The 21,286-nt window shown below is 43.7% G+C and carries 25 protein-coding genes; 16 read left to right on the top strand and 9 right to left on the bottom strand.

Features of this window, described 5'->3' with window-relative positions; translation table 11 throughout:
• Positions 1-216: 216 nt before the first annotated feature.
• Both H605_RS0106680 and H605_RS0106675 read left to right on the top strand, forming a co-directional pair.
• A complete protein-coding gene (locus H605_RS0106680; protein ID WP_029053518.1) occupies positions 217-1,467 on the top strand; it encodes a hemolysin family protein in 1,251 nt (416 codons plus the stop codon).
• 114 nt (positions 1,468-1,581) lie between these two features.
• Entirely contained in the window at positions 1,582-2,127 is a 546-nt protein-coding gene (locus H605_RS0106675) for an RNA polymerase sigma factor (protein WP_029053517.1), read from the top strand.
• 247 nt (positions 2,128-2,374) lie between these two features.
• Here the strand turns inward: H605_RS0106675 and H605_RS0106670 are convergent, their stop codons facing one another.
• Together H605_RS0106670 and H605_RS17450 are read right to left on the bottom strand one after the other, a co-directional pair.
• A complete protein-coding gene (locus tag H605_RS0106670) occupies positions 2,375-2,563 on the bottom strand; it encodes an SE1832 family protein (RefSeq protein ID WP_029053516.1) in 189 nt (62 codons plus the stop codon).
• Positions 2,564-2,592: 29 nt separating this feature from the next.
• Positions 2,593-3,633: a glycosyltransferase family protein gene (locus H605_RS17450; RefSeq protein WP_051210487.1), complete on the bottom strand. Its 1,041-nt coding sequence runs from the start codon at positions 3,631-3,633 to the stop codon at positions 2,593-2,595.
• A gap of 112 nt (positions 3,634-3,745) precedes the next feature.
• Here H605_RS17450 and H605_RS17445 point away from each other — a divergent pair, with 112 nt between their 5' ends.
• The 5 genes from H605_RS17445 to H605_RS17440 all read left to right on the top strand — a co-directional run bounded on the left by H605_RS17445 (position 3,746) and on the right by H605_RS17440 (position 9,245).
• Positions 3,746-5,677: a cation:proton antiporter gene (locus H605_RS17445; protein WP_081657868.1), complete on the top strand. Its 1,932-nt coding sequence runs from the start codon at positions 3,746-3,748 to the stop codon at positions 5,675-5,677.
• A 521-nt stretch (positions 5,678-6,198) separates the two neighbouring features.
• Positions 6,199-6,768 (top strand): hypothetical protein, encoded by a 570-nt coding sequence (locus H605_RS0106655; protein WP_029053515.1) that lies wholly within the window; start codon positions 6,199-6,201, stop codon positions 6,766-6,768.
• Between the two features lie 113 nt (positions 6,769-6,881).
• Entirely contained in the window at positions 6,882-7,370 is a 489-nt protein-coding gene (gene ybaK / locus H605_RS0106650) for a Cys-tRNA(Pro) deacylase (RefSeq protein ID WP_029053514.1), read from the top strand.
• 72 nt (positions 7,371-7,442) lie between these two features.
• A complete protein-coding gene (locus H605_RS0106645; RefSeq protein ID WP_037561667.1) occupies positions 7,443-8,090 on the top strand; it encodes a YczE/YyaS/YitT family protein in 648 nt (215 codons plus the stop codon).
• Between the two features lie 45 nt (positions 8,091-8,135).
• Complete coding sequence (locus tag H605_RS17440; protein WP_155979480.1) at positions 8,136-9,245, top strand: hypothetical protein; 1,110 nt, start codon at positions 8,136-8,138, stop codon at positions 9,243-9,245.
• A 41-nt stretch (positions 9,246-9,286) separates the two neighbouring features.
• Here the strand turns inward: H605_RS17440 and bshB2 are convergent, their stop codons facing one another.
• From bshB2 to thiD, 3 genes are all read right to left on the bottom strand, one after another.
• A complete protein-coding gene (gene bshB2 / locus H605_RS0106635; protein WP_029053512.1) occupies positions 9,287-9,961 on the bottom strand; it encodes a bacillithiol biosynthesis deacetylase BshB2 in 675 nt (224 codons plus the stop codon).
• 13 nt (positions 9,962-9,974) lie between these two features.
• Complete coding sequence (locus tag H605_RS0106630) at positions 9,975-10,325, bottom strand: YojF family protein (RefSeq protein WP_029053511.1); 351 nt, start codon at positions 10,323-10,325, stop codon at positions 9,975-9,977.
• Positions 10,326-10,455: 130 nt separating this feature from the next.
• Positions 10,456-11,289 (bottom strand): bifunctional hydroxymethylpyrimidine kinase/phosphomethylpyrimidine kinase, encoded by an 834-nt coding sequence (gene thiD / locus H605_RS0106625; RefSeq protein WP_029053510.1) that lies wholly within the window; start codon positions 11,287-11,289, stop codon positions 10,456-10,458.
• Positions 11,290-11,484: 195 nt separating this feature from the next.
• Between thiD and H605_RS0106620 the strand changes: the two genes are divergently transcribed.
• The 5 genes from H605_RS0106620 (at position 11,485) to H605_RS0106600 (ending at position 13,863) form a co-directional block, all read left to right on the top strand.
• The gene (locus tag H605_RS0106620) at positions 11,485-12,240 is read left to right on the top strand and encodes a DUF4230 domain-containing protein (protein WP_029053509.1); all 756 of its coding nucleotides are present in this window, start codon (positions 11,485-11,487) and stop codon (positions 12,238-12,240) included.
• A gap of 5 nt (positions 12,241-12,245) precedes the next feature.
• A complete protein-coding gene (locus H605_RS0106615; RefSeq protein ID WP_029053508.1) occupies positions 12,246-12,923 on the top strand; it encodes a uracil-DNA glycosylase in 678 nt (225 codons plus the stop codon).
• A gap of 23 nt (positions 12,924-12,946) precedes the next feature.
• Complete coding sequence (locus H605_RS19380; protein ID WP_029053507.1) at positions 12,947-13,123, top strand: hypothetical protein; 177 nt, start codon at positions 12,947-12,949, stop codon at positions 13,121-13,123.
• On the top strand, positions 13,120-13,383 hold the full coding sequence (locus tag H605_RS0106605) for a YwdI family protein (protein WP_029053506.1): 264 nt from the start codon (positions 13,120-13,122) through the stop codon (positions 13,381-13,383). Before H605_RS19380 ends, H605_RS0106605 begins: the two co-directional genes overlap by 4 nt.
• A gap of 99 nt (positions 13,384-13,482) precedes the next feature.
• On the top strand, positions 13,483-13,863 hold the full coding sequence (locus H605_RS0106600) for a DUF423 domain-containing protein (RefSeq protein WP_029053505.1): 381 nt from the start codon (positions 13,483-13,485) through the stop codon (positions 13,861-13,863).
• A gap of 38 nt (positions 13,864-13,901) precedes the next feature.
• Here the strand turns inward: H605_RS0106600 and gerQ are convergent, their stop codons facing one another.
• Both gerQ and hemQ read right to left on the bottom strand, forming a co-directional pair.
• Positions 13,902-14,246, bottom strand: a complete 345-nt coding sequence (gerQ, locus tag H605_RS0106595; protein WP_029053504.1) for a spore coat protein GerQ — start codon at positions 14,244-14,246, stop codon at positions 13,902-13,904.
• An 848-nt stretch (positions 14,247-15,094) separates the two neighbouring features.
• A complete protein-coding gene (gene hemQ, locus H605_RS0106585; protein WP_029053503.1) occupies positions 15,095-15,844 on the bottom strand; it encodes a hydrogen peroxide-dependent heme synthase in 750 nt (249 codons plus the stop codon).
• Positions 15,845-16,058: 214 nt separating this feature from the next.
• On the opposite strand from hemQ, the gene pta reads away from it, so the two are divergent.
• Together pta and lipL are read left to right on the top strand one after the other, a co-directional pair.
• Positions 16,059-17,030 (top strand): phosphate acetyltransferase, encoded by a 972-nt coding sequence (gene pta / locus H605_RS0106580; RefSeq protein WP_029053502.1) that lies wholly within the window; start codon positions 16,059-16,061, stop codon positions 17,028-17,030.
• A 66-nt stretch (positions 17,031-17,096) separates the two neighbouring features.
• The gene (gene lipL / locus H605_RS0106575; protein ID WP_029053501.1) at positions 17,097-17,933 is read left to right on the top strand and encodes an octanoyl-[GcvH]:protein N-octanoyltransferase; all 837 of its coding nucleotides are present in this window, start codon (positions 17,097-17,099) and stop codon (positions 17,931-17,933) included.
• Positions 17,934-17,952: 19 nt separating this feature from the next.
• Here lipL and H605_RS0106570 read toward each other — a convergent pair whose 3' ends face one another.
• Positions 17,953-18,591 (bottom strand): RsfA family transcriptional regulator, encoded by a 639-nt coding sequence (locus H605_RS0106570; protein ID WP_029053500.1) that lies wholly within the window; start codon positions 18,589-18,591, stop codon positions 17,953-17,955.
• Positions 18,592-19,227: 636 nt separating this feature from the next.
• On the opposite strand from H605_RS0106570, the gene H605_RS0106565 reads away from it, so the two are divergent.
• Together H605_RS0106565 and H605_RS0106560 are read left to right on the top strand one after the other, a co-directional pair.
• On the top strand, positions 19,228-20,517 hold the full coding sequence (locus tag H605_RS0106565) for an HD domain-containing protein (RefSeq protein ID WP_029053499.1): 1,290 nt from the start codon (positions 19,228-19,230) through the stop codon (positions 20,515-20,517).
• A gap of 17 nt (positions 20,518-20,534) precedes the next feature.
• The gene (locus H605_RS0106560; protein ID WP_029053498.1) at positions 20,535-21,041 is read left to right on the top strand and encodes a YwgA family protein; all 507 of its coding nucleotides are present in this window, start codon (positions 20,535-20,537) and stop codon (positions 21,039-21,041) included.
• A gap of 48 nt (positions 21,042-21,089) precedes the next feature.
• Here the strand turns inward: H605_RS0106560 and H605_RS0106555 are convergent, their stop codons facing one another.
• Positions 21,090-21,275 (bottom strand): 2-hydroxymuconate tautomerase, encoded by a 186-nt coding sequence (locus H605_RS0106555; protein WP_029053497.1) that lies wholly within the window; start codon positions 21,273-21,275, stop codon positions 21,090-21,092.
• Positions 21,276-21,286 lie beyond the last annotated feature (11 nt).

Below are 21,286 nucleotides of genomic sequence, written 5' to 3'. Positions count from 1 at the left end.
CTATTCCACAGTATAGCAGAAATTCGTGATGTAATAAGGTTTAGACGCTTACGAATAGGGGAACCAAATGATAAAAATATACGTCCTACCTGTATGTTGGATTAACGATTCAGTTTATATGTATGATATACTTACGCAATAAGAAATGTTGGATTCATGGCAATATGACATGATGAATGATGACAAATAAATGGGGAAACGTTGGAGGAGACGCAATTGTTTATTGCACTGGGACTATGTTTGATTTTGTCCTTCTTTTTATCGGGAAGTGAAACAGCTCTAACCGCTATCAATCGAATGAAAGTTCAATTGCGTGCGGATCAAGGAGACATTAAATCGATAAAATTACGAAAGTTGATTTCCAAGCCGGACCGTATGATTACGGCCATCCTAATTGGGAATAATGTTGTAAATATTTTGATGCCGACGATTGTGACAATGATTGCAATCGATAAAGGATTGAGTATTGGATTACTGACAGGAATCTTAACTGTCGTTTTGATTATATTCGGAGAAGTATTGCCGAAAACGATTGCTGCAACATTTGCAGATCGTATCGCGTATATTGTAGCGCCACCTATTTCGGTGCTCGTGAAGTTATTGATTCCATTGACGTTGGTTCTATCGTTGTTTACCAATTTCTTCGTACGCTTGATTTCTAAAGGAACGGTGACGGAAGCAACTTTGACGAAAGAAGATGTGCGTTCGATGGTGGACATTGCGTCTACAGAAGGTACTTTCGGTCAGGATGAATCCATCCGTTTAAAGGGTATGCTAGATTTTCGCGATAAAGATGTGAGCGATGTAATGGAGACACACCGTACAGATATTATTTCACTGCCGATGGATTCAACGTATGAAGATGTACGTGACGTCGTATTGCAGTATTTCTACACCCGCTATCCAGTATATGAAGAGAGTATCGACAAAGTGGTCGGTATTTTTTATTCAAAAATGTTGATCGAGTGGTCCATGTTTCCCGAGCGGTCGTTTGCGGATGTCATTGACCGCCAGCCTTTGTTCGTCGTGCAGACGGCAAGTGTAGAGCTTGTATTTAAACGTATGTTAACGCAAAAGAAACATATGGCGATTGTGCTAGATGAATACGGTGGAACACTGGGGATCGTGACACAGGAAGATATTATTGAAGAAATGATTGGGCAGGATATAGAGGACGAAACGGATGTTGAGGAAGAGTCGATGGTCTTCGAAAAAGAAGAAAATCATTTAGTCTGTCAAGGACGTTTAGAGATTGAAGACGTTATTGAACTACTCGATATAGAGATACCGACAGATCATGATACTATCGGTGGTTTTGTTTTTCAGGAAATAGGACATATTCCAGAAGAAGGCGAAAAGTTCAGTTATAATTCGTTGTTGTTTGAGATTGAAGAAATGGATCGAACGCGGATTTTGCGCCTAAAGATTACCAAGCAGGAACCAAAAGAAGAGGTCATTGAAGCGTAGGATATGTCAAGTAACCTTACACAATTGTAAGGTTACTGAAAGAGAAAGCGATAGTTCGTAAGGTGTTTGTCGGTGATAATAAGGGTACCAGTTATAAAACGGAGGCTACTTATTATGAAAAACGACTTAAACGCATTATACGAAGAATATGGACGCTATATATATCATTTATGTCTTAAATTGACTCGCAACAAAGAAGAAGCAGAAGATCTCATGCAAGACGTATGGGTGAAAGTAGTGCGCTACAGAGGTGAAATGAGTGAAGTCAACCGCATGAAGGCTTGGTTGACGACGATTTGTATGAACACATTCCGCGACCGTTATCGAAAAAATGTACGTCACAGTCAATACGTGATGAATCAACCTGATACATTAGACGTTCCGATCTTGGATTTGGTTCCCAGTAATGCGAAAACTCCTGCTGAGTTGATGGAGCAGAGTGATATTTCCGAGCTTGTGCAGCAGAAGATCGGTGAGTTGGACGGTATTTATCGGAAGACGATTGAGTATTTCTATGTGAATCAGTATTCGTTAGTGGAGATTGCAGGGTTGATGAGTGTGTCAATCGGTACCGTGAAGTCCCGCTTGTTCCGCGCGAAGAAGTATCTGAAGGAGTTGCTCGTGCAAGACGAAGCATCCCACGAATATGTAATGGCTTAAGCTCACATTTGCTGTGGGCTTTTTTTAATGGAGCAAGAGCCGTCACGAAGGACGGCTTTTACGAGTAAAAGCGGAGCGTTAGGAGCACATCTTTGCACTAGGAGGGGCGACTCCCAGAGGGTCAACTCGCTGCGTGCCTTTAACGGCCTAGAGCGCACCCCCACCCCGACAGCACCTCGAGCCTTAGCAACTCTAAAGACGCTAAAAAACAACCTCTATCAGCTATACATGGTAGAGGTTGTTCGTATTAATTTGTCGCTTCAGCAAGCTGCTTATTCAAATCCGCTAGGCGCTCTTCCATTTTAGAAAGACGCAACTCTGCATTTTCGATCATCTTCACGTGACCGGTCGACTCTAACTTCTCCATATCGCCCTGCAAGCTGATGTAGTCCATCTTAAGCTCCGCGATCTCCTGCTCCAACTGATCCTTTGTCATAAGGGAAAACTCCTATCATTTGTTTTCCTTTAGTGTAACACATTCTGTCTTGTGCGTTTAGGGAACTCCAGCAAATAACGGATCGCCTCAAGCACTTTTTCGTCACTTGCTCCGACGTCGATCTGCAACTGCTTTTTGATTGCGCGTTCCTTACGTGCGTCATGAAGCAACGGTTCCATAATTGCGTTCAATAAGTTCGACTGGGTCACTTTACGGCCGAGGCCCAGGTGGGTAAAGCCATTTTTTTCAGTCGGAAATCCGAGAGTTGATTCGAACTCGTTTTGAGCGAGTACAATACAAGGAACACCGATGACGGCTACTTCATATGGTGTATAACCAGCATCGCACAGAACCATATCGGCTTTTGAAAACAGTTCTGCACGGTTGTCAGGGGCTTGGACGACTTTCGTGTTCGGTCGGCTCAATGCCATCATTTGAATTTCACTCACATCATGTTTATAATTCGGTCCGAGTAGTACTGTAACGGACAAAGGAATTTGTAGTTGCTTTAAATGTCGCAACGCCCGGAACGTGAGGTTACCAGGGTCTTCATCACCGAATGAAATGACGAGTTGCGAAGAAGAGGAGGGAGATTTTCTCTTTAAACCAGCATGCCGGAGTGATTGCAGTGGCGCATCTACCATGAATGTCTGTGGCCCCACGATATAGTGCTCGGCATGTAGTTCTTGAGTTTCGGGATACAGCGTCTGGATCACCCAGTCTGCTAATTGTCCACCATCACCGAAATCGTCAAAATGTAGAATGCTTGGCACTAGTTCATGAATTTTGGACATTTCCTCTTTATGGCTTGGACCACTGTCTCGAATTAAAAGATCAGGTTGAAGTTTACCTATTAATTTACTCAATGAAGAAGGACCGATTACTTTATGACACGTGAAATGTTCACTTGGGACTGGTGTTTCTTGGTCGTATAAAAAGATGACTTGTGCTTCATTTTTTAGTGTGTTTGCCAGTAGTAGTGCACGTCGTAAAGGATAACTTCCTTTACCTTCTGTTATGGAAAGATAAATCACGATTGTTTTTTGGACTTGTTTTTCGATTGGAACCACCCTTTCTGAACCTGCTCGTTCCTCTTACCCTATGAAAAACGGGAATAGTTTATTACAATGGGATGAAAGCAGTTCAGAAAGGCTTGGAAGAGGGAAGGAGGCGACCTACCTAATGTTCAATTCATTGATTATGGATTTGATGTTGGTCGTGTTAATTGGCGTAGCGTCGCAATGGATAGCGTGGCGAACGAGGATGCCAGCGATTGTCGTGATGGCAATTGCAGGGCTATTAATTGGACCGATTTTCGGTTTGATTAATCCACAGCAATCAATGGGCGAATTATATTCACCCATCATTACATTCGCAGTAGCTATTATATTATTTGAAGGCAGTTTGAATCTTGATTTTAAAGAAATTAAAGGATTTGGACGTCCCGTTGCAAGAATCGTAACATTCGGTGCGTTTATCGCATGGATCGCAGGTTCACTTGCAGCTCACTATATCGCAGGATTGTCGTGGGAAGTGGCATTCATCATAGGAGGACTGTTTATCGTCACAGGTCCTACCGTAATCTTGCCTTTGCTTAGACAAGCGCGGTTAAAACCTCGTGCAGCCGCAATATTGAAGTGGGAAGGAATTGTCGTCGATCCGTTCGGTGCACTTCTTGCGGTATTTGCATTTGAAGTCATTAGGTTCCTTAATAGTGAAGTTACGGCCAAAGCAATGTTGCTGTTCGTTGGGGCTTCACTGTTCTCGGTGCTTCTTGGCTGGGGAACGAGCCGGATTTTAGGTACAGCATTTGAAAAAGGTTGGGTACCGGAGTATTTGAAAGCTCCAATTTTATTCGGTTTCGTGTTATTTGTCTTCGTATTGTCTGATGAAATTATGCATGAAACGGGCTTGTTGGCTGTCACCGCGATGGGGATGACGATGGCGAATATGCATTTAACTACTTTAGATGACATCCGCAATTTTAAGGAGAATATTTCAGTATTGCTCATCTCGGGAATTTTCGTCATGTTGACGGCGTCCTTGGATCCGCATATTTTGATTGAAATATTGAATCCGAAAATTATTCTATACGTACTTGCGATGCTATTTGTTGTCAGACCACTATCGATATGGGTATCAACAATCGGTACGGATTTGACGAATCGTGAAAAAACACTCATCGGCTGGATTGCGCCACGTGGTATTGTAGCGCTGACCGTATCAGGATATTTTGCGACCATATTGCTCGAGAACGGCTATAAAGATGCGGAGCTACTAACCGCTTTGACTTTCGCACTCGTATTTGCGACCGTCGTCGTACATGGTTTCTCGATCGGCTGGCTTGCAAAGAAACTCAATTTGGCCACGCCGGAAGAATCCGGTGTAGTACTGATCGGAAGTACAAGGTTTGTAGCGGAACTTGCGAAGAATATTAGTAACGCTGGCCACAAAGTTTTAGTTGTAGAAGATTCATGGGGCGGTCTGTCCAATGCACGAAAACTCGGCGTGCCAACGTACATGGGAGATATTTTATCCGAGCATACGGGCTATCATTTAGACTTGACGCCATACCGTTATATTTTGGCCATGACTAAGACGGATTCCTATAACTCGCACGTATGTGCCGATTTCACACCGGATCTAGGACGGGACTTATTGTTCCAGACGACGACGCATAAACGAAGCGCAGATCAACAGTTCAACCTGGCGACAGGGCAATTCCTGTTCACGCCGAACTTATCCATCCACGAACTAGACGATCGTATGAACCAAGGGCATGTATTCCGTAAGACTTTGCTAACGAAACAATACAGCTACACGCAGTACTTACGCGAGCGCGATGACCGATCGGTGTTGTTGTACATCATACGGGAAAATGGGGACATGGAGTTTTACACCGCAGAGAAAGAATTAAAAGCACAAACAGGGGATACGATCGTAGCGCTATCGACGTTGAATAAAACGATCGAACGGACGATTGACCGACTCGAAGAAAAGAACGGTAAAGCGACTGTGCCAAAGGAAGTCGTCGAGACAAAGTTCTTGGAAGATATACCGAATGAAAAGCCAGCGATTCCGGGCGAGACGCCGCCGAAGATTATGAAAGATTGAGTAACATTTATCGGTGCTCATTGAAATTGTAATTGTTTCTATAGGTGAATTCGACAAGCCCTTGAACCTATCAAAGTTCAAGGGCTTTACTAATTCATACACTACGGACTGGGAACGATTGGAACTAAAATTAGATTTGTATTTGGACGTAGCTAAGTCCAAAGCCAACAAAAATTCATATACTATCTACAGTGACGAATTTATGTACCTCCACTCTACACGTAGCATTGAAGCGTCCGCCAGCTGGAGCTTCAATCCCATGCACTCTATCAAGCAACAAGTAACCTTGTTTACTCACATGAAAAAAAGGGTATCTATACCACACATATTCCTACATTGAAACTAGTAAATTCCCACCGCCTAGCATATCCATCTAGTATGAAATGCGTAACCAGTGGGTAAAATGAAATCACCATCCCACGCAAATGCAATCTTTTGATGGATTGGCAGTTCACGCGCTACTGCGTAAACTAGTTATACTAGATACACATGTCGAAAATTTCTAATTGGAGGTGGATACCATGAATGCTGTAATAGGGTTTGCGAGCGCCGCCGAACCACTACAGCGGTATGACGCAGTCCGTAGAAAGAATGCCGAAAACGCCTATGAACGCCAGACAGAATTCCGTGAACAAGCGCAAAAGACCAAAGACGATCTAATTGCATTGCTACGCGGAAACTCACAACCGATTGAGAAATCCGAAGAAACGCAAAAAGACTTCCAAAAGCTTGGTGCAGGCCAGATGAAGAATGTTTCAATTCCGCTCGGCAATAACTTGGATGAAACGATTGATCTCTGGCGTCAAGTTCGTAAAGAGGCATACTCTGAATCACCGCCAACGACAGCGGATTATCAGCTAGCCAGTGATGCATCTGCGAAAATAACGCAAGCGGAACTACAATTAGCGTTACATAACCGCGCCAAAACTATTCGTGATCAAACGGATACAGTTGACAGCACCTTAGCAACTGACAGACCGAAGCGTATGCAACAGCAATATAGCCATGCATTTTCCATCTATCAAATACAAAATCAAGCTAGAATGAATCAGTATGAAATGGAGCAGCCACAAATGAATGTCAGCATTTGATCTGATTTGTTTGAAAATAAAGCCCGTTTTGCTGGAACCCAGTGAATGGGCTTTTTCGATGATATATATTCTGCTAGCTTTCCATTAAAACGAAGAGAAAGGAAGTCCTACATATGTCAAAGAAGAATAAATTACCGAAAACCAATGCAATTCGCATCATAGAAAGTGAAGATTTTCCATTTGAAATCCGTAGTTATCAAACGGATGATGGATACAATGATGGTATTTCCGTTGCGAATAAAACGAATGAACCAGTCTCTAGCGTGTATAAAACGCTCGTTGCCATGGCGAGCAAAACGGATTTACTCGTCTTTATCATTCCTGTCTCAGATGAGCTAGACTTGAAAAAGGCAGCAAAAACGGCAGGCTTTAAAAAAGTAGAAATGCTTCCAATGAAAGAATTGACGAAAGAAACGGGTTATGTCCGTGGCGGTTGTTCGCCAATCGGTATGAAACGGGAGTTACCGACATTCATTGACCAACAAGCTGAAACGCTCGACTATTTTTATGTCAGTGCGGGCAAAGTCGGTTTGCAATTGAAATTGGCGCCACAAGACTTGGCACAGGTCACAAAAGCACAATTTAGCGATCTCGTAAAGTAATGCCATAGCAACTTTGTTGATTTCTGTTACAATGAATGATGAGACTGACGATTAAAAGAAAGAAGAATGTATATGCGTAATTTATTAGCTTGGCGATGGATATTTTTCATCGGCGGCATGATGATCATGTCGCTTGGCATCTCATTGATGATTAAAGGTCAGCGGCTTGGGATTGCCCCTTGGGATGTGCTCCATCTTGGTTTGTATCAAAACTTTGGATTAACGATAGGGTCGTGGAGTATTATATCGGGTTTTGTTATCATTTCGGTGACGTCGATTATTTTAAGAGAATGGCCAAGATTAGGTACATGGCTTAATATGTTGGTCATCGGATTATTTATCGACTTTTTCAACTGGCTGATACCTGATGTTACTTCATTGACTGTGCAAATTATTTGTTTCATCATTGGTGTATTTGTCCTGTCCTATGGGGTAGGAATATATGTCTCGCCGAATCTTGGGGCTGGACCTCGTGACAGCTTGATGCTGTTGTTCGTTGAAAAGTTTGGTTGGAGTCTTCGATTAGTACGGACTACGATTGAAGCCATTGCTACACTGATTGGTTTCTTACTGGGTGGTCCTGTAGGGGTCGGTACATTGGTTGTCGTCCTCTTCTCTGGTCAAATCATTCAAATCGCCTTACCGCAATGCAAGAAGATGTTATTGAAGATCACTCATCAAACGGATGAAAAAGTTTTATTACACTATAAAGGAGCATAAGCCCACTCGGCTGTGCTTTTTTTATTTGCCTATACATATAATGAAATGAAGAAAGAAAGGGTGGTCAATATATACGGACATATTACAGAATATATGGGAACGGCTTATACAGGACAAGGCGTGCAGCATAAATATGAGGAGTTGCTCGCGGAATCAAAGAAGACGATATTTTTGAAGTGTTTGCCTACACATTCCTTATCGCAAGTGCTCAATGACTTGGCGGTCTATTTTGTCAACAGGGGCTATAGTGTGGATCGATTCATGAATCCTGGTCATGTGGATAAAACTAATGCGATTTATGTTAAAGGACTGGAACTTTTCATCTTGCAGGCATCCCATCCGATTTCATTCGAGCCGACAGATCTTGGCAAGAGACATAAAGTCTTTTGCTTCTATGATGTCTATCATCAGGATCAGTTACTCGGACAGCATGACGAAGTGAGTGCTTTGTTGAAACAGGAGAGAACACACTTCGATCAATCGTTGAAAGAGCTGAAACGAGCAAAAGCGATTCATGACGAATGGGAAGCAGTCAATATCGCACGTATGGATTGGGCCCGCCATGAAGAGATTACAGAAGAATTAAAGCAAGAGCTATTTGGTACGATTGAACTAACGAAATTGGCTCACGTCTCGCATCGCATTATCGGTTCATTGTCAGCTGGCAGTGCACATGACTTCATCCCGTCCATCACGAAACGTACGAAACGTCGCTTACTAATCAAGGGCTTACCGGGCACAGGCAAGTCAACGATGATGAGAGCGCTCGGAGACGAAGCACAGCGTCGGGGGCTTGATGTGCTGTATGGTTGGTGTGGACTGGATCCTGCAAGTATCGACTTAGTCCTGTTCCCAGAGTTATCGGTGTGCCTGTTTGATTCGACGCAGCCCCATGCTTATGATGCAGAAAGTCCGCGCGATGAATTAGTGGATATCGTGCCGTTATGCGCAGAAGATGAAGAAGCAGAAAAGCAAATCGATACTATACGACGTCGCTATCAAACAGTGATTGGGGAAGCGGGCAGGCAGATGCAAGTCGCTGTGCAATCACAAAACAGCGCAAGAATCCAAATGGACCGTGCGTTAAACGTGGAAGTGTTTGAGAAGAAGTTGCAAGATCTCTATGCCTTTATTAAAGCGTTTGAAGAGAAGTAATGTCGTATATAAAACAAAAAAACCGCAGACTCTGCGGTTTTTTACTTGAATTCATGGATATAAAAGGCTTCATTATACAACCAGTCAAGTGCATCCTTGTCGTCTGCAGCCCATCGTTTTTCCATATCGGGTAGCATCCAAACTGTCTGGGAGGCATGTGCGCGTAAAGCGGCAATCTTTTTATCTGCTACGTTAGGTGTATGGTGCACAACATGCGGCTCACCCAGTTGGTTCAACGTATCATTATCGAATGCTTTCATGTACAGTACCGGTCGATCCGTTTCCGGCCTACGGTTCATCGCTTCAATCACAGCTACACCTGTTGCATTGTGGTCAGGGTGTACAGCAAGCGTCGGGTGGAATGAGATGACTACTGAAGGGTTTGTTTCTTCAATGAGATCGGTCATCAGTTTAACAAGTTTCTCGGGATCTTCAAATTCTATCGTTTTATCGCGAAGTCCCATCATTCGTAAATCTGTCAATCCCATTGCATTACACGCATCCAGCAACTCTTGTTTACGGATTTGCGGTAGTGTTTCGCGGTTTGCAAAAGGAGGATTTCCCAGGTTTCGGCCCATCTCGCCAAGTGTCAAGCAAGCATACGTAACGGGTACGCCCATTTCAATATATTGTGCAATCGTGCCGGCAGTGCCGAATGATTCATCATCAGGATGAGGGAACACAATGAGTACGTGTCGTTCTTTTTGTAACATCAAAAAATCTCCCTTCTTAATAAGCAAATGGCGTTTCGCTGATTTCAAGCGCTACCGCTAGTTTTCCATCAGGTCCAAGTCCCGCCATCAGTAAACGATTATGTTCGTCAAGTGTATAGTGTGTGATTCCTTGTGCGTAAATCCAGCCACTCGGCAATTTCAAACCGATACGGTGAGGGGATTCGCCCGCCACTTTTCCAAGTTCATAACGGATCACGACATTACGGATAAACGCCCCAGCATTAAAAAAACCTTCTTGGAAATGAGAAGCATACGATCCATTTGTTGTTTCCAAATGTATGTAGACATCTTTATTGGCAAAGGAGTCCAGTAACTCCTGTAAATGTTTTACGTCAACAGTTTCCATACTCATCCTCCTAAATCTTGCAGTCATTTCGCTGCAATCTTCCTATTTACTATTATATAGATAGTGTAGTTTGAATGCGATCAGACGGCTCACAAAAAAGTCAGGAATACACCTGACTTGTAAGGATTCGTTATACTTCCTGCAGCTTTACTTGTGGCACGTCGAATTGATTTTTTGCACCGTGCATGACAGGTCCTACATACTCATTGAGCTTCCAGCCGTGCGCAATGGCCGCTGTGACAAACCGCTTCGCTTCAATGACCGCATCCTTGATTGACAACCCATTCGCTAAATTTGCTGTAATTGCTGCCGCAAACGTGCATCCGGCACCATGATTATGATACGTTTCAGATCGTTCTGATTTTAATAACGTAAACGTCAATCCATCGTAGAATAAATCTACTGCTTCTTCATGATCGAGTTGTTTACCGCCTTTGATCACCACATTACGTGCACCGAGTTCATGGATTTTCTGTGCCACCACTTTCATATCATCAATTGTCTTTGGTGTTTTCATAGAAGCCAATTGTCCCGCTTCAAATAAATTGGGTGTGACGATTTCTGCTTTTGGTACGAGATATTTAATCATCGCATCCGTATTCCCAGGATTCAATACCTCATCTTCACCTTTACACACCATGACGGGGTCGATGACTACATGATCCAAACCGGATTCATCAATTGCCTGACCAGCTGTCTGAATGACTTCCTCTGTGCTCAACATGCCTGTCTTGATCGCGTCGATTCCAGTGGATAATGCCGTTTTCAATTGTGCTTTCACGACATCGATCGGCAAAGAATAGACATGATGTGACCAATTCTGATCGGGATCCATCGTGACAATCACTGTCACAGCTGTCATGCCATACGTACCGTGCTCCTGAAAAGTCTTCAAATCCGCCTGAATACCCGCACCGCCTGATGTATCCGAGCCTGCAATCGTTAAGGTTTTCTTTAATGACATAATAAAACGTCTCCTTCGCTTACTAAATTTTCATGTTATTTATAGTATACAACTAATTATCGAAATACAAACAACTCGGTTATGATGAAAGTCTAGAAAGCTTGTAACGCGAACATGTCTTACGAATGAAACCTATTATTCGACGGAACGTACAAATAGAAACGGAGTGTTTGATTAAACGAGAGGATGTGAGCCATGAGTAAGCGTGATTCGTCTAAGAGAGGGAAGAAGGAAATGACGGAGGCTGATGCGCAAGCAGCTGTCACATTCGCTGGGCGAAAAAAGATCAAACGGAAGCGCAGGGGAGGAATTCTTGAACTCGCCTTCACTTTGTGGACATCATGGAGAAAAACGTATATTTTATTAATTTTACTATTGGTCGCTGCACTTATTACCCTGCCGATCGCAGGCTTTTATTTAATGCAACTAGGCTCTACTTTTTCAGAACAAAAATCCGCTTTTGTTGAGCGTGTTCAAGAGCTACAGCAACTGACAACCGCGGAAGCTTATACGAAAGTGCTCGTCAAACGCACCGACAATGAATTATTCGGTCAAAGCATCGGTGTTAATTTTCCTGGAACGAAGCGGAATTTATTAGTCGTCATTCCAGGTTCCATCAAAGCGGGAATTGATCTAAGTAAAATCACCGAGCAGGATATGTGGGTGGATGAAGAAGAAAAACGTATTGAGCTGACAATTCCGAAAGCTGAATTCCTCGGTGGTGCAGAATTGTATTTCGATAAGGTAGAAGTCTATTCTGTAGAAGGACTATTCCGTGGAAAAGCAGATATAAAAGAAGGCTATGAGCTAGCGAATGAAGCCAAAACGCTCATAATGGAAGAGGCATCCGAACGGGGTGTGCTGGAATCCGCTGAGCAGAATGCAGTAAAAACGCTGAAAGATATGTTTTCTTTCGCAGGCTATCGACTGGATATTGAATTTAAGGAGTGATGCATATGGTAGCAGAATTTCGTAATGATTGGGATCACCTACTAAAAGATGAATTCGACAAACCGTATTATCAGGAATTGCGTACGTTCCTACGAGATGAATATACAAATCACATCATCTATCCGCAAATGACCGATATGTGGACGGCTTTTAAACTGACACCTTTTCAGGACGTCAAAGTCGTGATTTTGGGTCAGGATCCGTATCATGGGCCAAACCAGGCGCATGGTATGAGTTTTTCTGTCCAGCCTGGCGTGAAAGTGCCACCAAGTTTGCGCAACATTTTTAAAGAGCTGTCATCGGATATCGGGATCGATGTCCCAACTGAAGGAATGTTGACAGGATGGGCCGAACAAGGTGTATTATTATTGAATACTGTACTGACTGTGCGCGAAGGAGCAGCGGCATCGCATCGCGGAAAAGGTTGGGAACGCTTTACGGACGAAGTCATTCGTAAACTGTCGATGCGCAGCACACCAATTGTTTTCATTTTATGGGGAAGACATGCGCAGGAAAAAACGGCATTGATCAACCGCAGGCGCCATGCGATTATTGAATCACCGCATCCAAGTCCGTTCAGTGCGTCCAGAGGATTTTTTGGCAGTAAGCCGTTTACTAAAACGAATGAGTATTTACGGGAGTGGGGAAGAGAGCCGATAGATTGGGCGAAAACTACCAAGTGAATAAGTAGAAAGGAAGTGTGACGATGGCCGTCAATTGCTTCGACTGTATCTTTTTTTATACAACATGGGATCCTGCAAGTCCGCGCGGCTGCAAGGCATATGGATTTAAGACGAAAATGTTGCCATCTATAGTGGTAAAGCGTTCTTCTGGTATGGAGTGTATGAAATTCGAACCGAAAAAGGGGATGAAAATTCGATGATTACAGCTACACAATTGCTTGGAGAAATTGAGCAACAAGTACGCTTGGCGAAACAAACACAGAATGAAGCGGCACAAAGAGAAGCCATCTATGCTGTGCGAGCGTTATGTAATGTGATGCTCAGTGATGAAAGGCCATCTGTGCCATCCATGCCTCAAGCTATGCAAATGAGTTCTGTACAGGCGACGCCGATTACGTCGCTTAACGAGCAACCATTGCAGGAAGCGGATGCCAACGGAGAGTCGCTGTTTGATTTCTGATAGCGCCACAAACCGTTCAAACACCTGTCATATCTACGTGTTTTAATATGGTAGACTGGAAACAGGATATACAAGATTTGTTAGAAAGAAGGAATAATCATGCCGTTTTTTATTATCGCAGGAGCTATTAACGCCGCGATCGCAGTTGGATTTGGAGCATTTGGTGCACACGCATTGAAAGATCGCCTATCCGAACATTACTTAGCCATCTGGGAAACCGCGGTACAATATCAGATGTTCCATGCGATTGCCTTGCTCGCAATTGGTATTTTGATGAGCAGCACATTGCTTGGGCCATCGACGCAACTATCATGGGCTGGCTATTTAATTCTGGCTGGTATCATTATTTTTTCCGGAAGCCTGTATGTACTCAGCTTATCTGGAATCGGGATACTCGGCGCCATCACTCCGATTGGCGGCGTTGCATTCATCGCAGGGTGGATCATGTTGATCATTGCTGCAGTGAAATTTGGAAGATAACAAAGGAAAACCGCTCACACATGATGAGCGGTTTTTTCTTATGGCGTTTGGTCGAAGTAATTTAATTCCTCAGGGAACTCCGCATAATCGAAGTAGATCATAGGGAATAAATAGCGTCGTCCTGTATTGGCTTCGCTGAGGATGACGTGATCGCGTCCTGCAGCTTCTACCATACCCGTGACAGATTTCGTGTTCTTGCCTGCTTCTACCGCATGCTCGAATGAAAAGTGAAAGACGCCGGGTTTTCCTCTGTTAAGCCGTAAAATATTCTCGATGTACGACTGCTCTCTAAAAGGCGTAGTTGGTGCGTTCCCCTGTACATTTGTTTGTGGTGGTACCATTTGTTGCTGGGCATAGCCGGGATTCCAATAATATTGAACCATTTCAACATCCTCTCCAGATCTGTTAGTTTTACTCGCGGGCAGTCTTGTTGGACGAGGGAAAGGCGCGTTGCGTTTTGAAGTAGTCTGTGTGAAGTCGTTTCAGACATTCTTCAGTCTGTATGAGACGAGCAAGCGCATCTATTCCCTTTTTGGTTGTCACGATGACAGCTAAAGCAAAACCCCCTTGGTTGTATCTTATGTTGGAAGGGTGGTGGGTATGAATGATGTTTTTCGGAAGAGGGAGTTCAAGGCTGGGGGAAGGCTTCGTTTCGCTGCGTTCCAGGCGGACGCGTTCGGGAGGGCTCGCGGTAAGCCCCCTAGTCGCTAGTGCAAAGATGTGCTCCTAACGCTTCGCTTTTACTCGCAAAAGCCGTCCTTCGTTACGGCTCTTGCTCTCTTTAGTGGTCTTACCTGTCGGGCTGATCCTCCCCGAGTCGCCGCCTTCCACTTCGCTTCACTACTGTCATTTTCTGGAGTTAGAGAGTGAAATTCAAGACCTTATGTTGCGCTTAAATTTAACTAAGTTAGAAGCCAACAATAATTCACTTGCTATTAACAGTAATGCTTCTAAGTTAAACCACTTTGAACGTAGGATTGGAGCGGAAGTTGGGGGCGACTCCTGGGGAATAGAGTGATCTTGAGACCCTAGGCAGGTGCCTTAATTTCTGCAAAATACACAGAAATTAAGGCAAAGCGAACCCTTCGCTGTTCGCTTGGCTCAAGATTGCTCCCCCGGAAAGCGTCCCCCAACTGGAGCTTCAATCCCTATCCCTAAGCCCCATTCACTTTCTACTACAGATAACAAAAAAAGCCGCGAAGTGTTTCATTCGCGGCTTCAGTCTTACGTATTATACTTCGAAAAATGCTGCGCGCTTGTCGGCGTCTAAAATCGTACCGACGAAGAACGAGCCGAATACGCCGTAGCGTGCGCTGACTTCATCAAAACGCATTTCATAGATGAGCTTCTTAAACTGCAACACGTCATCAGAGAACAACGTGACGCCCCACTCGTAATCGTCAAAACCAACGGAGCCGGAGATGATTTGCTTCACTTTACCTGCATATCCGCGGCCGATCATGCCGTGGCTGCGCATTAAACTCTTGCGGTTGTCCATGTCGAGCATGTACCAGTTGTCTTCGCCTTCGCGCTTCTTGTCCATTGGATAGAAACAAACGTATTGGCTACGTGGTAGTTCAGGATACAAGCGACCGCGTACATATGGGTTCTGATATGGATCTTCGTCAGATTCACCTGCTAGGTAATTCGATAACTCGACTACCGACACATACGAATACGCCGGGATAGTGTAATCCGCAATCGTTAACTTATTGAATTCTGCTTCTAGTTGCTGAAGTTCATCCATTGTAGGACGTAATGTCATCAGCATGAAGTCTGCCTTTTGACCAACTACTGTATAAAACGCATGACTTCCTGTTTTAGCATCATCCGCTTCTTGCATACGCTCTAAAAATGTTAGAAATTCATTGACTGCTGCCTGGCGTTCTTCTTTTGAAATTAGTTTCCAAGAAGCCCAGTCCATCGTGCGAAAATCATGAAGTACATACCAACCGTCTAATGTAATAGCTGCTTCGTTCACTTGAATTCAGTCTCCTTTTAAATCAAAGTACTTTCTATTTCAAGTGTATCATAACGGCCTTTACTCGTTAAGGAATAAGGTAAGATCCACGACACGTAGTGTAAAAATGAATAGCTAGGTGACAGTTATCAGAATATTTCAGAGTTCCTAGTGTAATAATTAAGCTTTTCAGGTATGATGAATAGGAAAATATAACAAAGGGTGGGAATGACATATGGCAGATCTTTTTAAAGGAATTCGTAAAACGTTGGAAGGTAAAGGAAAATCGATCGTATTACCTGAAGGGGAAGACGTGAGAATACTAGAAGCAGCTGTGCATCTTCAACAAGAGGGGATTATTACACCGGTTTTATTAGGGAATGAAGAAGCGGTAAATAAAGCAGCGAAAGATGGTGGTTTCGATATTTCTGAAATTAAGTTAATCGATCCTGCAAACGCTTCCTATTTTGAAGAACTGGCGGAAAAATTCGTTGAACGTCGTGCAGGAAAAGCTACAATTGAGCAAGCGCGCGAGCAATTGAAAGATGTAAACTATTTCGGAACTATGCTAATCTATACAGGACGTGTAGATGGTTTAGTGAGTGGAGCTGCACATTCGACGGCAGATACAGTTCGTCCGGCATTGCAGATCATCAAGACAAAGCCTGGCATTTCAAAAACAAGCGGAGCTTTCATTATGATGAAAGAAGATGAGCGTCTGATTTTTGCAGACTGTGCTATTACTGTGAATCCTTCGGCTAAAGAGTTGGCTGAAATCGCTGTGGAAAGTACAAAAACTGCAAAAGCATTCGGAATTGATCCGCGCGTTGCGATGCTTTCATTCTCCACTAAAGGTTCTGCTGTGACTGAAGAGACGGAAAAAGTGGTGGAGGCGGCTAGAATTGCAAAAGAATTGGCGCCTGAGCTATTGATTGATGGAGAATTCCAATTTGACGCAGCATATGTACCAAGTGTAGCAGCGAAAAAAGCTCCGGAATCTGTCATCAAAGGCGATGCAAACGTCTTTATTTTCCCGACACTCGATGCAGGAAACATTGGCTACAAATTGACTGAACGTCTTGGCGGCTATGAAGCGATCGGTCCCATTCTTCAAGGCCTGAATGGTCCTGTCAACGACTTGTCACGCGGTTGTTCTGCAGAAGACGTGTACAAGCTATCTATCATCACAGCAGCTCAGAGCCTATAATCACAGGTTCGAAGTTTGTGAACCGTCTACATAAAATCCAGATCAACCACCATAGGAGAGCTAGACATGTCACAAGATAAACAATTATTGAATCAACCAGCTTGGCGTTTCATTGACGAATCGATTTCAGCACGCAATCGTTCTGCACTCGAATCATTCGCTATGGATGATACGTTATGCCAATTAGTTGGACAGCAACAAAGCGTACCTGTAGTCAGAACATGGGTACATGACAAGACGATCGTGTTAGGTATTCAAGATCATCGCATGCCTTTTATTCAACAAGCGATGGAAGGGATCGAGCAGCACGGCTATCAGTCAATCGTTCGCAACTCGGGCGGTCTGGCAGTCGTTCTAGATGAAGGGGTATTAAATATTTCCTTAATCTTTTCCGAACAAAAGTCTTCGATTGATATTCCGGTAGGCTATGAAGCGATGCTATCACTAGTTCAGCTACTATTTCCTGAACTTGGCGAACGGATAGAAGCCTATGAAATTGTCGGATCTTATTGTCCTGGATCGTATGATTTAAGTGTTGATGGTAAGAAATTCGCAGGGATCTCCCAGCGGCGTCTGCGCCAAGGAATCGCTGTACAAGTGTATTTATGCATTGAAGGCAGTGGATCTGAACGAGCGGAGATCATTCGTGAAGTCTATGAGAAGGGCTTACAACGACAGCCGACAAAATTCAGCTATCCTGTGATCAAGCCGGATACGATGGCGTCGTTATCGGAAATTCTCGATACGCATTTGACGGTCAATGAAGTCGTTATTCGTCTGCAAGTATTATTGCGCTCGTTGACAGAAGATGTGCGACACGGTGGTTTAACAGACGAGGAAATGGAATTATACGGATTTTATTTGAAACGCGTCTTTGAACGCAATCAAAAGATGCTGTCATAGAACGAAAAAAAGCTGCCAATCAGTTATTGATTGGCGGCTCTTTTGATGAGACTAGATTTCCATTAGGCTCCATTTTGAACAACGGTGCTATGTGCTCGCTTTCTTCATTCAAAGCGATTAATCGGCGTGCACGATTCATGATTTGGACGAATTGCTCATAATCGTCTTTCAATGTTCTGTTCTCTTTTTTCAGATCTTCTATTTGCGATTCCAGCGATTTCATTTGTTCCGTCGCTGTTTTTGCCGTCTGTCTCCATCGAAGAGCATCCGTATCGGCACCCCCGTTATGATGCATGCGAATTAAATATGCAATGACGGTGTCGAGCGATAGGGCGGATAATGGAACCTGTATTTTCTCCTGGCCATCTGCGCCTGTCTCGGAGTTGTACATTTGCTGGTTACGTCTTTTAAAATCTGTACCTAGCACACGTAACGTTTGCTTTCTCTCTTTCTTCGCTTCGGAGAGTTCACTCTCGTAGTCTCTTCGCACGACTGCATTCCATCTGAACCCACAAGCTGCTGCAGTTCGGTTCAGAGCGTCGCCTACTTCCTCAAATGCACCTAGTTGTGTACTTCCTTCTCTTACATGTCGTAGCACCGTCTCTGCCAATAATTCATCGTCCTGTTCTAACCATGCGTCTTGTCTAACTTTCACCATCTCCATGCCTCCTGTCTTGTACTCTCTTTCTACTGCCATTATGACCACGAAATGAGTCTTTTATTCAGAGAGTCACAAAATTCTATCAAGATGGTAATAAAGCGGGCGGGCTTTTTGGGTGAGTAGGAGTTGAATATGGTAGTTGGTAGGGTGTTCGGGAATAGGCTGACGGGCTGTTGGGGTGGGAATTGGTGTTTTGGAGGGGACGCGGTGTCCTCCCGGAGTCGGCTCTCCTAGTACAAAGATGCGCTTCCAACGCTTCGCTTATGCTCGCAAAAGCCCTCCTTCGCTACTGCTCTCGCTCCAATCCCTGCATTGCAAGTGGGTAATACTTCTTGTTGCGCATTGAACTGTCGCAAACGCTCAACAATCTGTTCAAGCGCTCATACTTGCTGCATAGCCGCTCATTAAACTGATTAAACGCTCATAACTCAAGTCTAACCGCTCTATCATCAGCGACAAGCGCTCATACTAAGTCGGCAACCGCTCATATAAGCTGAATCTACATGTAATTACTAATTCCTTCTTCACTAAAAACACGTTTTACTATTTACTGTTTAAAATCCGTCATAGAGTACTATGTCACGATCCGTCGTTTTTTGTTATACTAGAACGAATGAAGGATGAGGTGACGACATGGCGTACCAAAACGAAAAACTGCCCGAAGAAAAAGTGTTTAAAGACCCCGTGCACCGCTACATACATGTCCGAGACCGCGTAATTTGGGATCTGGTCAACACCCGCGAATTCCAGCGCCTGCGCAGGATTCGCCAGCTTGGCACTACCTATCTCGTGTTCCACGGCGCAGAACACAGCCGCTTCCAGCACTCGCTCGGTGTCTATGAAATCGTCAGACGAATTCTAGACGACGGCTTCAGTGGGCGTGAAGAATGGGACGAAGAACAGCGACTTGTCGCCCTTTGTGCAGCACTATTGCATGATCTAGGACATGGTCCGTTTTCCCACGCATTTGAAAAAGTATTCAATCTGGATCACGAACAATTCACCCAGCAAATTTTATTGGAACAGACAGAAGTCCATGAAGTGTTGCATCGTGTGTCGCCAGATTTCCCTCAAAAAGTGGCGGATGTCATAGATAAGACGTATCCGGACAAACTAGTCGTCAGTTTGATTTCCAGTCAAATCGACGCGGACCGTATGGATTATCTTCAGCGCGATGCGTATTACACAGGCGTTTCCTATGGCCACTTCGACATGGAACGGATTTTGCGTGTGATGCGTCCGACTGAAGAACAAGTCGTCATCAAGCACAGCGGCATGCATGCGGTGGAAGACTATATCATGAGCCGTTATCAAATGTACTGGCAAGTATATTTCCACCCTGTATCGCGAAGTGCAGAAGTGATTTTGATCAAAATTTTACACAGAGCGAAACATTTATTCGAAACTGGATATGCGTTTAAGCAAGAACCGCTGCATTTCGTTTCTTTTTTCGCACAAGAGTTCAAATTGAAAGAGTACATAGCTCTTGACGAGGGCGTGTTATTGACGTATTTCCAGCTGTGGATGGAAGAAAATGATACAATTTTAGCGGATTTATGCGATCGCTTCGTGAACAGACGGCTATTTCAATATGCCGAGTTCGATCCTGCAGTGCAGTACATGAAATTCGGTGAACTTATCACATTGTTTAAAGAAGCAGGGCTCGATCCTGAGTATTATTTAGTGACGGATTCTTCATCAGACTTACCTTACGACTTTTATCGTCCAGGTGAAGAGAATGAGCGCGTGCCGATTTATTTACAACTAGAAAATGGCGATTTGCGTGAACTGTCGCGGATGTCCGATGTGGTCGAAGCGATATCAGGAAAACGCAGAACAGACCATAAAATTTATTATCCAGAAGATTTGTTGATAGATGGAAACCCGTTGCATAAGAAGATTTTGGAGTTGTTAAGAGGCTAAGAGAGGGGTTGCGGGACTTGCTGCAAGAGCATGCAAAAATCGTTCAGTTTATATCGTTGGCAAATGAAGTGAATGGCCGTAAGAAAATGCAGAAAATGGTTTATATATTAAAGAAAATGAATTTCCCGTTTGCAGAGAAATACGAGCTCCATATGTATGGTCCTTATTCGGAAGAACTGACATTGCGAGTAGAAGAGTTATGTGAAATGGGCTTTTTGGCTGAACGTTTTGAGGACAAGGGTTCATATAAACAATATTGCTACCAAGTGACGGATGAAGGGTCGAAATTCCTTGCGACAGCAGAAGCGCCGAAAGAACAGTTACCCAAATGTATCGAGCGATTGAATGAGAAGTCGTCACGTTTTTTGGAATTGGTCTCCACATTGTTATTTTTCGATCAGCTCGATAAAGAGGATCAAATTGCTAAAGTACGTATCGTAAAAAACAAACTGAACTTTACTGATCAAGAAATGGATCAAGCATTTGCCTTCATCGAAGAGATGCAAGTGAGTTCAGTCAGCTGAATGAATTAAGTAAAAAGGATTCTCGCGATGAGAATCCTTTTGCCAATTTTACTGATCACTCATCAGTTTACCTTCTTTAAAAAGATGGTTTTTTGGCATTTCTTCAATGAAAACTGTTACGCTATCAGTAGTAGCACCAGTCGTTTCCACAACGGCTTGCGTAACTTTTTCACAGAGTGCACGTTTTTGGTCGTCAGTGCGGCCTTCAAGCATTTTTACTGTGACGTATGGCATTTTATTTCCTC

The organism is Sporosarcina ureae DSM 2281 (assembly GCF_000425545.1).
GTDB classification, from domain to species: Bacteria; Bacillota; Bacilli; order Bacillales_A; family Planococcaceae; genus Sporosarcina; species Sporosarcina ureae.
Note: the sequence above shows the minus strand (reverse complement) of the source record. Positions and strands in the feature narration are given on the sequence as shown.

Coding starts and splice junctions, on each gene's coding strand:
- H605_RS0106675 (WP_029053517.1), top strand. CDS start 1,582: ATGAAAAACGACTTAAACGCATTATACGAAGAATATGGACGCTATATA.
- H605_RS0106670 (WP_029053516.1), bottom strand. CDS start 2,563: ATGACAAAGGATCAGTTGGAGCAGGAGATCGCGGAGCTTAAGATGGAC.
- H605_RS17445 (WP_081657868.1), top strand. CDS start 3,746: ATGTTCAATTCATTGATTATGGATTTGATGTTGGTCGTGTTAATTGGC.
- H605_RS0106655 (WP_029053515.1), top strand. CDS start 6,199: ATGAATGCTGTAATAGGGTTTGCGAGCGCCGCCGAACCACTACAGCGG.
- ybaK (WP_029053514.1), top strand. CDS start 6,882: ATGTCAAAGAAGAATAAATTACCGAAAACCAATGCAATTCGCATCATA.
- H605_RS0106645 (WP_037561667.1), top strand. CDS start 7,443: ATGCGTAATTTATTAGCTTGGCGATGGATATTTTTCATCGGCGGCATG.
- H605_RS17440 (WP_155979480.1), top strand. CDS start 8,136: ATGAAGAAAGAAAGGGTGGTCAATATATACGGACATATTACAGAATAT.
- H605_RS0106630 (WP_029053511.1), bottom strand. CDS start 10,325: ATGGAAACTGTTGACGTAAAACATTTACAGGAGTTACTGGACTCCTTT.
- thiD (WP_029053510.1), bottom strand. CDS start 11,289: ATGTCATTAAAGAAAACCTTAACGATTGCAGGCTCGGATACATCAGGC.
- H605_RS0106620 (WP_029053509.1), top strand. CDS start 11,485: ATGAGTAAGCGTGATTCGTCTAAGAGAGGGAAGAAGGAAATGACGGAG.
- H605_RS0106615 (WP_029053508.1), top strand. CDS start 12,246: ATGGTAGCAGAATTTCGTAATGATTGGGATCACCTACTAAAAGATGAA.
- H605_RS19380 (WP_029053507.1), top strand. CDS start 12,947: ATGGCCGTCAATTGCTTCGACTGTATCTTTTTTTATACAACATGGGAT.
- H605_RS0106605 (WP_029053506.1), top strand. CDS start 13,120: ATGATTACAGCTACACAATTGCTTGGAGAAATTGAGCAACAAGTACGC.
- H605_RS0106600 (WP_029053505.1), top strand. CDS start 13,483: ATGCCGTTTTTTATTATCGCAGGAGCTATTAACGCCGCGATCGCAGTT.
- gerQ (WP_029053504.1), bottom strand. CDS start 14,246: ATGGTTCAATATTATTGGAATCCCGGCTATGCCCAGCAACAAATGGTA.
- pta (WP_029053502.1), top strand. CDS start 16,059: ATGGCAGATCTTTTTAAAGGAATTCGTAAAACGTTGGAAGGTAAAGGA.
- lipL (WP_029053501.1), top strand. CDS start 17,097: ATGTCACAAGATAAACAATTATTGAATCAACCAGCTTGGCGTTTCATT.
- H605_RS0106570 (WP_029053500.1), bottom strand. CDS start 18,591: ATGGTGAAAGTTAGACAAGACGCATGGTTAGAACAGGACGATGAATTA.
- H605_RS0106565 (WP_029053499.1), top strand. CDS start 19,228: ATGGCGTACCAAAACGAAAAACTGCCCGAAGAAAAAGTGTTTAAAGAC.
- H605_RS0106555 (WP_029053497.1), bottom strand. CDS start 21,275: ATGCCATACGTCACAGTAAAAATGCTTGAAGGCCGCACTGACGACCAA.